This window comes from Micromonospora chokoriensis (assembly GCF_000718555.1).
GTDB classification, from domain to species: Bacteria; Actinomycetota; Actinomycetes; order Mycobacteriales; family Micromonosporaceae; genus Micromonospora; species Micromonospora chokoriensis_B.
In genome coordinates this window covers 234,740-247,772 of record NZ_JOAN01000004.1, presented here as the reverse complement: position 1 = coordinate 247,772, position 13,033 = coordinate 234,740, and the positions used below count along the sequence as shown (strand labels likewise).

The 13,033-nt window shown below is 70.0% G+C and carries 14 protein-coding genes; 8 read left to right on the top strand and 6 right to left on the bottom strand.

Features of this window, described 5'->3' with window-relative positions; all coding sequences use genetic code 11:
* Nucleotides 1–16: 16 nt before the first annotated feature.
* Together IF46_RS0108615 and IF46_RS0108610 are read right to left on the bottom strand one after the other, a co-directional pair.
* Nucleotides 17–1,276, bottom strand: coding sequence for a WD40/YVTN/BNR-like repeat-containing protein (locus IF46_RS0108615; RefSeq protein WP_030487762.1), 1,260 nt, complete (start codon nt 1,274–1,276; stop codon nt 17–19).
* On the bottom strand, nt 1,263–1,784 hold the full coding sequence (locus IF46_RS0108610) for an RNA polymerase sigma factor (protein WP_036391469.1): 522 nt from the start codon (nt 1,782–1,784) through the stop codon (nt 1,263–1,265). Before IF46_RS0108610 ends, IF46_RS0108615 begins: the two co-directional genes overlap by 14 nt.
* Before the next feature lie 267 nt (nt 1,785–2,051).
* Between IF46_RS0108610 and IF46_RS0108605 the strand changes: the two genes are divergently transcribed.
* Nucleotides 2,052–2,465 (top strand): hypothetical protein, encoded by a 414-nt coding sequence (locus IF46_RS0108605; protein ID WP_232233971.1) that lies wholly within the window; start codon nt 2,052–2,054, stop codon nt 2,463–2,465.
* Nucleotides 2,466–4,109 carry a cation acetate symporter gene (locus IF46_RS0108600; RefSeq protein WP_030487759.1) on the top strand — a complete coding sequence of 548 codons (1,644 nt, stop codon included), beginning with the start codon at nt 2,466–2,468 and terminating at the stop codon, nt 4,107–4,109.
* A 24-nt stretch (nt 4,110–4,133) separates the two neighbouring features.
* On the opposite strand, the gene IF46_RS0108595 is transcribed toward IF46_RS0108600, so the two are convergent.
* The gene (locus IF46_RS0108595; RefSeq protein ID WP_030487758.1) at nt 4,134–4,487 is read right to left on the bottom strand and encodes a hypothetical protein; all 354 of its coding nucleotides are present in this window, start codon (nt 4,485–4,487) and stop codon (nt 4,134–4,136) included.
* Nucleotides 4,484–4,951, bottom strand: a complete 468-nt coding sequence (locus IF46_RS0108590; protein WP_030487757.1) for a hypothetical protein — start codon at nt 4,949–4,951, stop codon at nt 4,484–4,486. The genes IF46_RS0108595 and IF46_RS0108590 overlap by 4 nt, the downstream gene beginning before the upstream one ends.
* A 109-nt stretch (nt 4,952–5,060) precedes the next feature.
* On the opposite strand from IF46_RS0108590, the gene IF46_RS0108585 reads away from it, so the two are divergent.
* Both IF46_RS0108585 and IF46_RS0108580 read left to right on the top strand, forming a co-directional pair.
* On the top strand, nt 5,061–5,825 hold the full coding sequence (locus IF46_RS0108585; RefSeq protein WP_030487756.1) for an ABC transporter ATP-binding protein: 765 nt from the start codon (nt 5,061–5,063) through the stop codon (nt 5,823–5,825).
* Complete coding sequence (locus tag IF46_RS0108580) at nt 5,810–7,513, top strand: ABC transporter permease (RefSeq protein WP_232233970.1); 1,704 nt, start codon at nt 5,810–5,812, stop codon at nt 7,511–7,513. The genes IF46_RS0108585 and IF46_RS0108580 overlap by 16 nt, the downstream gene beginning before the upstream one ends.
* Here IF46_RS0108580 and IF46_RS0108575 read toward each other — a convergent pair.
* Nucleotides 7,510–7,716: a DUF397 domain-containing protein gene (locus tag IF46_RS0108575; protein WP_030487754.1), complete on the bottom strand. Its 207-nt coding sequence runs from the start codon at nt 7,714–7,716 to the stop codon at nt 7,510–7,512. The genes IF46_RS0108580 and IF46_RS0108575 overlap by 4 nt on opposite strands.
* The gene (locus IF46_RS0108570) at nt 7,713–8,498 is read right to left on the bottom strand and encodes a helix-turn-helix domain-containing protein (protein WP_030487753.1); all 786 of its coding nucleotides are present in this window, start codon (nt 8,496–8,498) and stop codon (nt 7,713–7,715) included. Before IF46_RS0108570 ends, IF46_RS0108575 begins: the two co-directional genes overlap by 4 nt.
* Nucleotides 8,499–8,959: 461 nt before the next feature.
* Between IF46_RS0108570 and IF46_RS0108565 the strand changes: the two genes are divergently transcribed.
* The 4 genes from IF46_RS0108565 (at nt 8,960) to IF46_RS0108550 (ending at nt 12,987) form a co-directional block, all read left to right on the top strand.
* Entirely contained in the window at nt 8,960–9,712 is a 753-nt protein-coding gene (locus IF46_RS0108565) for a flavin reductase family protein (RefSeq protein WP_030487752.1), read from the top strand.
* A gap of 175 nt (nt 9,713–9,887) precedes the next feature.
* Complete coding sequence (locus tag IF46_RS0108560; protein WP_030487751.1) at nt 9,888–10,253, top strand: DUF485 domain-containing protein; 366 nt, start codon at nt 9,888–9,890, stop codon at nt 10,251–10,253.
* Complete coding sequence (locus IF46_RS0108555) at nt 10,231–11,922, top strand: cation acetate symporter (RefSeq protein WP_030487750.1); 1,692 nt, start codon at nt 10,231–10,233, stop codon at nt 11,920–11,922. The genes IF46_RS0108560 and IF46_RS0108555 overlap by 23 nt, the downstream gene beginning before the upstream one ends.
* An 87-nt stretch (nt 11,923–12,009) precedes the next feature.
* Nucleotides 12,010–12,987, top strand: a complete 978-nt coding sequence (locus tag IF46_RS0108550; RefSeq protein WP_030487749.1) for an NAD-dependent epimerase/dehydratase family protein — start codon at nt 12,010–12,012, stop codon at nt 12,985–12,987.
* Nucleotides 12,988–13,033: the final 46 nt, after the last annotated feature.

The following is a 13,033-nucleotide window of genomic DNA, read 5'->3' as shown; positions in this document are numbered from 1 at the left end:
GCACGTCCGGCGGTGCTCAGTCCGGGAGCGGTAGGCGCGTCCAGGCTGTGCCGTCGCCAGTCAGCTGCACGTGGTCCGCACCGCCAACCGTCATGTCGTCCCGGCCGTAGAGCCAGGCGGATCCGGGCGCAGCACCGACGCCCCCGTCGCGTCGGTCGTACTCGCGGACCGTCGTGAAGTGTCGCCCCGCATCCACGCTGATCATGGCTTTGGACCTGTTGCTGGACGGCTGCATGTTTCCCGCTTCGACGAGTAGCAGGGATCCGTCCGCGCCGACCACGAGGAACCGCGTCTCCAGTGAGTTGGGCAGGTCGGTGCCCACGTCCGCCCAGGTTCGCCCGCCGTCCGTGGTACGCAGCAACTGCGACGTGCCCTCGACCTCCATCGGCTGGGCACCGGCCGGTGGTGGCGGCGCGATCAACAGGTACGCCTCCTCTGCGCTGACCCCGGCTATCGCGATCACGTTCGCCCCCTCGGCCGGCTGCCAGGTGGTCCAGGTGGCTCCCCGGTCCACGGTCCGAGCGACCACCATGACGCCGATGTCACCCGGCCAGTAAGTCGCCCAGATAGTTCCGTCCGCACTCGGATAGATGCTCGCGGGCGGATAGGGCGACGGCGGCTTGCCTCCGAGCCGGTACACCGTCCCCGTCGACGAGACCGCCAACGGTTCACGTAGCGCCCCGCAGCCCCGGCCCCACTGACAGAAGACCGGCTGTGCCCTCGCCGGAAAGGACGGCACCGTCACCATGGCCTGCTCGGCGTCCCGCCAGGTGCGGCCGTAGTCGGTGGAGAGCCGGAGTTGGTCGCCATCCCGGACCAGGTAGGAGCGCTGGCCCAGCACCGAGAACTCCGGGTTGCTCACCGGGCGTCCCTGTTCATCCTGTCCGCATTGGCTGGTGCGGTAACGGGTCAGCTCGTCATCGGTCCAGCTCCGCCCGCCGTCTTCGGTGTGCCGGAAGCGCACGGTGAAGCAACCCTCGTCGGCGTCCCACACCCCCGCAATGACGGCCGACTCCGGCCCGGTCAGGAAGAGCTCGCCGCCGCGGTCCGGCTTGACCGGCGGCTGGTCCGGACCGGTCCACCCACCCCGGCCGGTGTTGCCGGACAGTGGCAGCATCGCCACGCTGGCCAGGGCGATAGCCAGAACAAGCGCCACCCCGCTGGTACGCCGCCGACGGCGGGCCCGCGCTGCCGTTCGCATGTCGTCCAGAGGTGGCTGGCGGATCGCGTCGGCGATGGTGTCGACGTCGAAGCCGGTGAACTCACGTTCGGACATCGATCCTCCCGATGTTCATGCTCTCGCTGATCTCGGAATCGGTGAGCAGCGTCGCCAGCGCCTGCCGGCCCCGGGACAACCGGGACTTCACCGTGCCCGGCGAAACGCCGAGCGTCGCCGCCACCTCATCGATCGGCAGGTCGACCAGGTAGTGCAGGGCCAGTGCGTGCCGCTGACCCTCGGGAAGGTCACGCAGGGCGGCTAGCAGCGCCAGATGCTCCGGTGAACGGTCGGCGACCGTCGGCGGCGGGCCAATCCGACGCAGCAGGCCGTCCAGCACCCGCCGTCGGCGGTAGCGACTGCGGGCGACGTTCACCGCGACCCGGCGCAGCCATGCCTCCGGATTGTCGAGGCCGGTGAACCGACCAGGTGCCACCAAGGCCCGGGTGAACGCCTCCTGGACGGCCTCCTGCGCCTCGTTCAGGTCTCCGGTCACCGCGTAGAGCTGGACCACCAGGCGGCGGAAACAGCCGGCGTACAGCTCGGAGATCGCATCACCGTCAGACACCGTCACCCCCCTTCTTCACCTGTCCCACTCCTGGGCGGGAGGAAAGGTTCCGGGTGGCGGGTCAGAAGATGTCTCTGCCGTTCGTCCACAACGAGCCTCGGGATTTCACACAGGCCAGCCTGCGTTGACGCCGGGTTATCCACAGGCGTGAACCGTTCTCCACAGGTTATGCACAACGCTGCCCGGCGCTGTGCGCAATGCCGCCAGTCTGCGAGGCTGGTGAGCGCGAACGCTTGACAATCCCGCCCGGCGGGCGAGACTGCCGGGGTGGCCAAGCAACTCCCGGAGGTGGGGTCAGGCGTTGCGGTGCCGCCGGCCCGGCGGTCCCGGATCGTGCTGGCCGAGATCACCCGGCAGGACACCCGCGCCGAACGGACCCGCGCCGAGTTGGCCCAGCAGACCCAGGTCGGCGAGGCGCTGGTCCGCGGTCTGGTCCGAGCCCAACTCGCGTTGGCGCTTCGGCTCTCCCTGGTGGTGGCCATCGGCCTGGGCGGGCTGCCCTGGCTGTTCGCGATCGCGCCGTCGCTCGGCCGGACCACAGTCGCCGGCGTCAACCTGCCGTGGCTGCTGCTCGGGGTGGCCTCCTTTCCATTCCTGATCGGGGTGGGCTGGGCGTACGTGCGGTTGGCCGAGCGCAACGAGCAGGACTTCACCGACCTGGTGCAACGGCCGGAGCGCTGAGTGGGCAACGACTTCGTGGTCCCGGCCATCGTCGCGGTCACCCTGGTCACCGTCGGGATCGGCTTCTACGGGCTGCGGTTGGCCCGGACCACGTCCGACTTCCTGGTGGCGTCCCGGGCGATCAGTCCGACGTGGAACGCCGCCGCGATCGGCGGGGAGTACCTGTCGGCGGCCAGCTTCCTCGGCATCGCGGGGCTGGTCCTCAAGTACGGCGTGGACGTGCTCTGGTACCCGGTCGGGTTCGCCGCCGGCTACCTGGCCCTACTGCTCTTCGTCGCCGCGCCGCTGCGCCGCTCCGGGGCGTTCACCCTGCCCGACTTCTGCGAGCTTCGGCTGGGGTCGCGTCGACTCCGCATCCTGGCCACCGCCTTCGTGATCTTCATCGGTTGGCTGTACCTGGTGCCGCAACTCCAGGGTGCCGGGCTGACCCTGGCCACGGTGGCCGGCTCCCCGTACCCACTCGGTGCCCTGCTGGTGGCCGCCGTGGTCACCGCGAACGTGGCGCTGGGCGGAATGCGGGCGATCACCTTCGTGCAGGCGTTCCAGTACTGGCTCAAGCTGACCGCTCTCGCCGTACCGGTGATCTTCCTGGCGCTGCAGTGGCAGGCCGACGGCCGCCCGGCGGTGACCCCGCCCGACGGGCCGACGTTCCGGGCCGCGACCACCGTCGTGGTCGAGCACCGCGCGACCCTCACCCTGCCCGACGGCAACATCCGAGAGGTACGCCCCGGCGACGAGCTGACCTTCGCCGCCGGCGACCCGGTGCCGGACGTCTCCGGAGTGGCCACCGAAGCCGGCGACTGGCTGCTGCCCAGCGCGGCAGGCGACGACGACCGAGGGCTGTTCGCCACGTACTCGCTGATCCTCGCCACCTTCCTGGGCACCATGGGTCTGCCGCACGTGCTGGTCCGCTTCTACACCAACCCGGACGGCGCGGCGGCACGCCGGACCACCCTGGTCGTGCTGGCCCTGGTCGGCGCCTTCTATCTGCTGCCCACCCTGTACGGGGTGCTCGGCCGGATCTACACCCCGCAGCTGCTGGTCAGCGGCCAGACCGACGCGGTGGTGGTGTTGCTGCCCGGCGCAGCCCTCGGTGACGGGACGGTCGGGCGGCTGCTCGCCGCGCTGGTCTCGGCGGGCGCGTTCGCGGCCTTCCTCTCCACCTCGTCCGGGCTGCTCACCAGCGTCGCCGGCGTGATCTCGACCGACGTGCTCGGCCGTGGCTCGGTACGCGGCTTCCGGCTGGCCACTGTCATCGCCGGAGCCGTGCCGACGGTGCTGGCGCTGCACGTCTCCGGACTGGACGTGTCGCAGGTGGTCGGGCTGGCCTTCGCGGTCGCCGCGTCGAGCTTCTGCCCGCTGCTGGTGCTCGGCATCTGGTGGCGAGGGCTGACCGACCTGGGCGCCGCCGCCGGAGTGCTGGTCGGTGGCGGGGCGGCGATCGGCGCGGTGCTGGTCACGGTGCTCGGCCCACCGCTCTCCGGCTGGCCGGCCACGCTCACCACACAGCCAGCCGCCTGGACGGTGCCACTGGCGTTCACCGTGATGGTCGCGGTGTCGATGGCGACCCGCCGCCGGGCCCCGGCCGACGTCGCCGCCACCATGCTCCGCCTGCACACCCCGGAAGCCCTCCGCATGCAGTGAGCACGAGGAGAGGATCAACGTTTGTCAGTCGGAGATCTTGGGGTGGCCCGTGCCTGCATGCTTGATCCAACAGGTGCGAGTGTCGTGGTCGGGTAGATACCAGATGCGACCGCCGGCGGTGACTTCGTACTGCCACTGCGGCAGCGTCTTCCCGTTGTGCCCGGCGGTGGCGAGAGAACCCTTGAGTGGATGTTGTCGGTTGGTCGGCGGGGACGGGCAGGGGTTGGATTCAATGGCGTCGAATGCGGCGCGAGTATTGGCGGCAGCCTGTCGGCACAGCTCTTCCCAGCCCTTGGCCGCGTCGTTTGTCGCGAATCGCAGGCTGTAGCCGCCCGGGTGGGGCGGTGGTGCCGCTCGGTCGCCTCGCTTGGCGTTCATTCGCCAGCCGGGCGTGCCACCGGCCCGAAATCGTCGGAGCTCGGCGCGGCCAGGACCCGGTGCAGGTCGGGGTCAGCATGAATTTCGGCAGTGTGCCGCCACTCGGTGAGCAGCTGCGAGACCGCTGCGGTGTTACCCATCGCTGCGGCCGCCTCCGCCGTCGCGACGAACTCGCTGGCCATCTGCTCAAGGTCCTCTGCTGGGAGGAAGCGCACCCACGGCAGCACGGTGGGCAGGGACTCACGCACCAGGGTGGGATCCCGGCGGGCGACGCTGGCGAGCAGCCGGGTGGTCAGATCCACCACCTCGCCCTCCGCCGCCGCCCGATCAGCGGACATCAGCACCAGGTCTGCCGCGTCCCGTCGGCGCAGCCGGACCGCGCGAGCGCGGGAGAGCCGATCCGCCGTCTCGGTCGGCTGACGCAGCAGCTCCGAGAACGGCACGGATTCCAAGGGCATGGACATAACTTCAACACTACTTCAGGAGTACGTACTGACGCTACGACCCCAGGATGATCGTTGGTCCGCCCGTCGCCGGACGGCGGAACTGGCGATCGACGGATAACGTCGGCGCATGACTGTTGAGCACCCCGCGCTCGCACTGCGTGGCCTGGCCAAGCGGTTCGACGGCACGGTCGCGGTGGCCGGCGTCGACTTGGACGTCCCCGCCGGCTCCTTCTATGGCCTGCTCGGCCCGAACGGCGCCGGCAAGACCACCACCCTGTCGATGGCGGTCGGGCTCCTGCGGCCGGACGCCGGCTCGGCCTGGGTGCTCGGGCACGACGTCTGGCAGGACCCGGTCACCGCCAAGCGGCTGCTCGGCGTGATGCCCGACGGGGTGCGCCTGTTCGACCGACTGACCGGCGCGGAGCTGCTGGCGTACAACGGGTTGTTGCGGGGGATGGACCCGGCGGTGGTCGACCAGCGGGCGGCCGAGCTGCTGGACGTGCTGGCGCTCGGCGACGCCGGCCGGACGCTCGTGGTGGACTACTCGGCGGGTATGAAGAAGAAGATCGGTCTGGCCTGCGCGCTGCTGCACGGCCCTCGGGTGCTGGTGTTGGACGAGCCGTTCGAAGCGGTCGACCCGGTCTCCGCCGCGCTGATCCGGGACATCCTCACCCGCTACGCGGCTGGCGGCGGCACGGTGGTGTTCTCCAGTCACGTGATGGAGGTCGTCGAGCGGCTCTGCTCGCACGTGGCGATCCTGGCTGGCGGCACCATCAAGCGGGTCGGCACGATCGACGAGGTCCGTGGCGGTCGCTCGTTGGAGCAGGTCTTCGTCGAGGTGGTCGGCGGGCGCACCGCGACCGGCGAGGAGCTGTCGTGGCTCTCCCAGTGAGCGCGGACGTCAGCCCCGCCACGCCGGTACGGTCAGTCTCCGCTCGACACTTCGTGCGGCTCAAGCTGCGGGTGATGGGCAACAACTTTCGGGGCCAGGGCTGGCGGATCGCCATGTTCATCGGCGGCGCGTTGCTCGGGCTCTGGTTCGCCGCCGCCGGGTTCTTCCTCTTCGCCGCGCCGGGCCTGGCCGGCAACGGCCGGTACGCGGTGCTGATCGCGGCGGCGGGTGGCGGGCTGCTGGTGGTCGGTTGGCTGCTACTGCCACTTGTCTTCTTCGGTGTGGACGAGACACTCGACCCGGCCCGGTTCGCGCTGCTGCCGCTGCCCCGGCGCACGTTGGTGACCGGCCTGTTCGTCGCGGCCCTGATCAGTGTGCCGGTGCTTGCGGTGCTCATCGCGTCGTCCGGGCTGGTGCTGACCGCCTGGTCGTTGGGCGGGTGGTCGGCGGGGTTGTTCGCCGTCGTGGGTGTGCTCGCCGGGATACTGCTCTGTGTGGCCGCCAGCCGGGCGGTGACCAGCGCCTTCGCCACCATGTTGCGGTCCCGACGGGTCCGCGACCTGGCGGCCGTGCTGCTGGCGGTGACCGCCGCGCTGATCGGCCCGTTGCAGGTCTTCGGCCTCGCCGCGCTGCGCGAGGCGGATTGGACCCGAATGACCGGCGTGGCGACCGTGATCGGTTGGACGCCGCTCGGCGCTCCGTGGACCGTCGGCATCGACGTGGCCCAGGGCCGGGTGTGGGCGGCACCGGTCAAGTTGCTGATCACGGTGGTGGCGCTCGGCGCCCTGCTGGCCTGGTGGTCCCGGTCGCTTGAGTCGGCGATGGTGGGTGCGGCGAGCGCCGGTAAGGCCCCGGTGCGGCGCGGCGTCACCGGTGGCGCGGTCGCCCAACTGTTTCCCCGGGTCGCCGGCTGGGCCCGCCGGGACCGATTCGGTGCCCTGGTCGCCCGGGAGGCCCGTTACTGGTGGCGGGATGCTCGCCGCCGGGCCAACCTGATCACGATCGCGGTGGTCGGCATCTTCGTGCCCGTGTTGATCAACGTTACGGGTGGGGACTTCGCGGCCATGAACGACGAGGGGTTGACGGCCGCTACCAGCGACAGCTCACCGGTGGTGGTCACCATCTCGATGCTCTTCGTGGGCGTGCTCGCCGCCGTCACCCTGGCCAACCAGTTCGGCTTCGACGGCAGCGCGTACGCCGCGAACGTGGTGGCCGGGGTGCCCGGTCGAGTCGAGCTGCGGGCCCGGATGACGGCATTCTCGCTCTACGTGCTGCCGATGCTGGGCGTGGTCGCGGTGGTGCTGTCGTTGCTGCTCAGCCGACCGGGTTGGATCGGGCTCACCATCGGCGCCCTGGTCGCCACCTACGGTGCCGGGTTGGCGGTGAACAGCCTGGTCTCGGTGCTCGGGGCGTACTCACTTCCGGAGACGAGCAACCCGTTCGCTATGAACAGCGGCGCGGGCCTGGCGAAAGGGCTGCTCACCCTGCTGGCCATGCTCGCCTCGGCGGTCGCCGCGGTGCCGATGGTGGTGGCCGCCGCGCTGCTCGGTGACGCCTGGCTCTGGCTGGCCCTGCCGGTCGGCGCGGCATACGGGCTTGGCGCGGCGCTGCTGGGCGCGTACCTGGCCGGCGACGTGTTGGACCGACGCCTGCCGGAGCTGCTGGCCACTGTCACACCGCGCCGCTAACTGGAGCGTCGGCTGGGGTCCTGGGCGGCGTCGGCGATGAAGCCACGCCAAGCGGCCGGAGCGAAGGTGAGGGTCGGGCCGGAGCGGTCCTTGCTGTCCCGAACCAGGACGACGCCGGGCAGGTTGTCCGCCACCTCGACGCAGTTACCGCCGGAGTCGGTGGACCGGGTGGACGTGCGCCAGCGAGGCTCAATCATCGTCATGGGGTCACCTTCAGCTTCCGGATCAGATCCATCGAGGCGCTTGTAGAGAGTGCTTCGCCGAGCAGGCTATCCCATTTGCGATCAATCAACCGGAGTGTCTCCGGGTCGTCCATGACGTGTCCTCGAGCGGCATTCTCCAGGTAGAGCACCCTGTCCCCGTCTGGCAGATCGGCGAACACGAAGCCGCCCCCAAAGCCGACATGCTCCCCGACGCTCAGTGGAATGACGTGCAGTCGGGCGGACGGAAGATCCGCCACCTCAAGCAGTCGGCCGAGTTGGGCGTTGAGCACGGCGTGACCACCCACCGGGCGGTGGAGGCCCATCTCGTCCACCAGGAAGACGCACGTTGGCGGCGAATCCCGGGACAGCACCAGTTGGCGTTCCAGACGAACCGCGACGAGCTCGTCAACCACCGCCGGCCGATGCAGCCCGCCCGCCGAGATGACGGCACGGGCGTACTCCTCGGTCTGAAGGAGACCGGGCACAAGACATGCCTCGAAGGCACGTAGGCGCGTCGCCCGCTGTTCGTATCCGCGCCAGGGAACGAACCATGATGGGCCGTATTCCTGGTCGGCAGCCTTGAGGAGTTCGGCGAGGAGGCCGCCGGTGGCTAGGGCTTCGTCGGCGGCGACCGCGAACTCCATGGTCGGCCGACGCCGGCCGGTCTCGATGGCGGCCACCGTGGATGGACTCCACTTGGTCAGCGTCGCCAATGCCTCCTGGGACACCTCGGCACCGGCTCGGGCGGCCTTCAACGCCCGTACCCACATTTCGACGTTCATCCTTACCTCTCCGGTAAGTACGTGACCGCGCTGTGTAGTAAGCCCTGGCATCCTCCCCTCTCCGCGCCTTTCCGTCCAGGGTGGAAGGCACGCGGCCCGGCCGGTGGAGGCGACGTCCCGGCGACTGGGTCCTGCGTTCGGGCCGCCCCGGTCCTCCCCCGATCGGGGCGGCCCTCGTCGACTGGGAGGAGATCAGCCATGTTCGGGTTCATCCGTGGCAGGGGCGGTGCGCGGTGGTCGTACCGGAGAGGAAAGGTTGCGGCACCGGCGGCCGTGCCGGGCGGGCAGCGACCGCCGGGCGACTCAGCTCGGCCGCCTGTGTGGGCGAACGGGCCGACGGTGGCCCTGCCGCGACCGGGTCGGCCCGGTTGGCTGACCCCCGCGCAGACCTGGCGAGCGAACGGCGGTCGGTGGTGAGCTGCGCCGACCAGGCCCGACTGGTGAGCCGCCCGCACCTGCCGATGCGGCCGCTGTGGCGGTGTCGGGGCTGCGGCGCGCTCTGGCCGTGTCAGCCGGCGCGGCTGGCGCTGCTCGCCGAGTACCGGGACGACCGGGTGGGGCTGCTGGTCTACCTGGGCGCCCTGATGGCGGAGGCGGGTGATCAGCTCGCTCGGCTCAACGGTCGACCCGCCGATCTGCACGAGCGCTTCCTTGGCTGGGCGAGGGTCCGGGGCGGCACAATGTTTCACGTGAATCATGAGCCGGGTGCCGAGATCCACCACACCGATCCGTTCGCGGTGCCGACCGGGCAGCGGTCGCCGGTACGCCGGCTGCGTGGTCGCCTCGCCGCGCCGGTGACCCTCTGGACGGCGCCCGGTCCGGCTGGGCTGACCGTCTCGTCCACCCTGGTGGCCGAGGGAGAACCGGACCGGCTGCTCGGGCTGATCGACCCGGAGTCCGACCTCTGGGCGGCCGTCGAGGAGTCGGGCCGGTTCGCGGTCACGCCGCTCGGCCCGCCGCACCGGCAACTCGCCGACCGGTTCGCCGGCCTCTTCCCCGCCCCGGGCGGGCTCTTCGCCACCGGCACGTGGGTCGAGACGCCGTACGGGCCGGTCCCGGCGGACGCCGGCGGCTGGGCTGGCTGCCGGCTGGACACCGCCCGGGAGTACGGCTGGGGCCTGCTGGTCGAGGCCACGATCGAGGCGGTCGACCTGACCGCGGAGGCAGCTCCGCTGCTGCACTACCGCGGTCGCTATCACGAGTTGCCGGCCTGAACGGGCTCCTCGCCCGAAGCGACCGATCACCGCAGTGACCTGAGTCACTTGGCGCAGCCAGCCAACCGCTCGGCGCACTCGCCGACCGGCGTCGATCTCAGCCTTCCCTGCCGGGGAGTGCGCTCTTTACGGTGCGCGAAACTCCTCTGACGCCTGTGAAGGTGGTGATCCACAGATGTCCACGGACACACCCACTCCGGCTGCTTCCCAGTCGGACAAGTACCTGGCCGTACAACGGTCGGACGAGTTCGCCGGGCTGCGGCGTGCGCTGCGCGGCTTCGTCTTCCCGATGACCGTCGCGTTCTTCCTGTGGTATGCGCTCTACGTCATTCTCTCCGCGTACGCCCGGGACTTCATGGGCACGAAGCTGTTCGGCAGCAACATCAACGTCGCACTGGTCTTCGGCCTGCTCCAGTTCGTCTCCACGTTCCTGATCGCCTGGCTCTACTCCCGGTACGCGGACCGGAAGATCGACCCCATCGCGGACCGGATCCGCGCCGAGATCGGGGAGGTGACCCATGAGCACGGTCCTCGCGGTTGAGACGTTCCTCGCGGCCGAGGCGGGTAACCACACCGCCCGCAACCTGACCATCACGCTCTTCCTGGTCTTCGTGGCGGTGACCCTGGGCATCACCATCTGGGCCAGCCGGCAGACCAAGACGGCGACCGACTTCTACGCGGGCGGCCGGTCCTTCTCCGGCTTCCAGAACGGCATGGCGATCGGCGGCGACTACATGTCGGCCGCCTCGTTCCTCGGTATCGCCGGCATCATCGCGCTGTACGGCTACGACGGCTTCCTCTACTCGATCGGCTTCCTGGTCGCCTGGCTGGTGGCCCTGCTGCTGGTCGCGGAGCTGCTGCGGAACTCGGGCCGGTACACGATGGCGGACGTGCTGGCCTTCCGGATGCGTCAGCGTCCGGTGCGTACGGCGGCGGCGGTCTCCACCATCACGGTGTCGATCTTCTACCTGCTGGCGCAGATGGTGGGCGCCGGCGCGCTTGTCGCGCTGCTGCTCGGCATCCGGCCGGGGACGACCTTCCTCGGCATGGACGCGGCCACCGCCAAGGTGGCCACCATCATCATGGTCGGCACGCTGATGATCATCTACGTGACCGTGGGTGGCATGAAGGGCACCACCTACGTGCAGATCGTCAAGGCGTTCCTGCTCATGGGCGGCGCGCTGTTGATGACCATCCTGGTGCTGGCGAAGTTCAACTTCAATCTGTCGGAGCTGCTCGGCCAGGCGGCCGCCGCGTCCGGCAAGGGCAGCGCATTCCTCGAACCCGGGCTCCGGTACGGCGTCGAGGTCGCCGGCAACTCGACGCAGACGTTCTACAACAAGGTCGACCTGCTGTCCCTGGGCATCGCCCTGGTGCTCGGCACCGCCGGCCTGCCGCACATCCTGATCCGCTTCTACACGGTGCCGACCGCCAAGGCGGCCCGTAAGAGCGTGCTCTGGGCGATCGGCATCATCGGCACCTTCTACCTGCTCACCCTGGCCCTCGGCTTCGGTGCGGCGGCGCTTGTGGGCAGCCAGGCGATCACGGCACAGGACAAGGCCGGCAACACTGCCGCGCCGCAGCTGGCCGAAGCGCTCGGCATCGACTTCTTCGGCGGCGAACTGGGTGGTGCAGCCCTGCTGGCGATCATCGCGGCGGTCGCCTTCGCCACCATCCTCGCGGTGGTCGCCGGGTTGACGCTGGCCTCGTCGTCCAGCCTGGCGCACGACTTCTACGCGAACGTGCTGAAGAAGGGTGAGGCGTCGGAACGGCAGGAGGTACGGGTCGCCCGGATCTCCGCCCTGGGGATCGGCGCGGTGTCGATCGCTCTGTCGATCTACGCGCAGAACCTCAACGTGGCGTTCCTGGTGGCGCTGGCCTTCGCGGTCGCCGCCTCGGGCAACCTGCCGGCGATCCTCTACAGCCTCTTCTGGCGGCGGTTCAACACCTCCGGCGCGGTGTGGGCGATCTACGGCGGTCTGCTCTCGGCCGTACTGCTGGTGTTCTTCTCGCCGGTGGTCTCCGGTGCGGCGACCTCGATGTTCCCGGACCACGACTGGCAGTGGTTCCCGCTGTCCAACCCGGGCATCCTCTCCATCCCGTTCGGTTTCCTCTGCGGGTGGATCGGCACCGTCATCTCCAAGGAGCACGACGAGGCCAAGTACGCGGAGCTGGAGGTGCGCGCTCTCACCGGCTCCGGCGCCCACTGATCGCGGTTCCGGTGGCGGGCCCCCTGTCGACGCGCGACGTCAACAGGGGGCCCTTCCGCGATTTCGTGGCTCGGTAGGCTGAGCAGCATGAAGGTTGCTGAGCGCTTTGGGTCCGGTCACCGCGTCCTCGTCACCGGCGGTGCTGGCTTCGTCCCGTCGCACCTGGTCGATTCCCTGATCACCCGCGGATGCACGGTGGTGGCGCTGGACAACTTCGTGACCGGCTCCAAGGAGAACGTCGCCCACCTTCTGGATCGGCCAACCTTCACCCTCGTCGAGGCGGACATCTCCGAGGGCCTGCCGACCCACCACCCGGCGCTGGCCGAGCGGTTCGACGCGATCCTGCACATGGCCTCCCCGGCCAGCCCCACCGACTTCGCCCAACTGCCGGTGGAGATCCTCCGGGTCGGCTCGGTGGGCACCCTGCACCTGCTGGAGCGGGCGGCCGCCGACGGCGCCCGGTTCCTGATGGCCTCCACCTCCGAGGCGTACGGGGACCCGAAGGAGCACCCGCAGCGGGAGACCTACTGGGGCAACGTCAACCCGATCGGGGTCCGCAGCGTCTACGACGAGGCGAAGCGCTTCTCCGAGGCCGCGACGATGGCGTACCACCGCTACCGCGGGCTCGACGCGGCGATCGTCCGGATCTTCAACACGTACGGCCCGCGGATGCGCCCGGACGACGGCCGCGCCATCCCCACCTTCATCTCCCAGGCGCTGCGCGGCGAGCCGATCACCGTGCACGGCACCGGCAACCAGACCCGGTCCATCTGCTTCGTCGAGGACCTGGTGCGGGGCATCCTGCTGCTGCTCGACTCGACCGAGACGGGCCCGGTCAACTGCGGCACCGAGCACGAGCTGACCATGCGGCAACTCGCCGAGTTGATCGTGTCGCTCTCCGACAGCACCTCGAAGGTGACCTATGTCACCCGCAGCTCGGATGACCCGGAGATGCGCCGGCCGGATCTCACTCTCGCTCGTGAACTGCTCGGATACGAGCCGACGGTCGCGCCCGAAGATGGCCTGCGACGCACGATCGAGCACTTCCGGGCGCGGCTAGGGTAGCCGGATCTTTCGCGTACCGCCGCCGCTGAGTGTCGCCTGAAGGCGA

Coding starts and splice junctions, on each gene's coding strand:
- IF46_RS0108615 (WP_030487762.1), bottom strand. CDS start 1,276: ATGTCCGAACGTGAGTTCACCGGCTTCGACGTCGACACCATCGCCGAC.
- IF46_RS0108595 (WP_030487758.1), bottom strand. CDS start 4,487: ATGAACGCCAAGCGAGGCGACCGAGCGGCACCACCGCCCCACCCGGGC.
- IF46_RS0108590 (WP_030487757.1), bottom strand. CDS start 4,951: ATGTCCATGCCCTTGGAATCCGTGCCGTTCTCGGAGCTGCTGCGTCAG.
- IF46_RS0108585 (WP_030487756.1), top strand. CDS start 5,061: ATGACTGTTGAGCACCCCGCGCTCGCACTGCGTGGCCTGGCCAAGCGG.
- IF46_RS0108575 (WP_030487754.1), bottom strand. CDS start 7,716: ATGACGATGATTGAGCCTCGCTGGCGCACGTCCACCCGGTCCACCGAC.
- IF46_RS0108570 (WP_030487753.1), bottom strand. CDS start 8,498: ATGAACGTCGAAATGTGGGTACGGGCGTTGAAGGCCGCCCGAGCCGGT.
- IF46_RS0108565 (WP_030487752.1), top strand. CDS start 8,960: ATGCGGCCGCTGTGGCGGTGTCGGGGCTGCGGCGCGCTCTGGCCGTGT.
- IF46_RS0108560 (WP_030487751.1), top strand. CDS start 9,888: ATGTCCACGGACACACCCACTCCGGCTGCTTCCCAGTCGGACAAGTAC.
- IF46_RS0108555 (WP_030487750.1), top strand. CDS start 10,231: ATGAGCACGGTCCTCGCGGTTGAGACGTTCCTCGCGGCCGAGGCGGGT.
- IF46_RS0108550 (WP_030487749.1), top strand. CDS start 12,010: ATGAAGGTTGCTGAGCGCTTTGGGTCCGGTCACCGCGTCCTCGTCACC.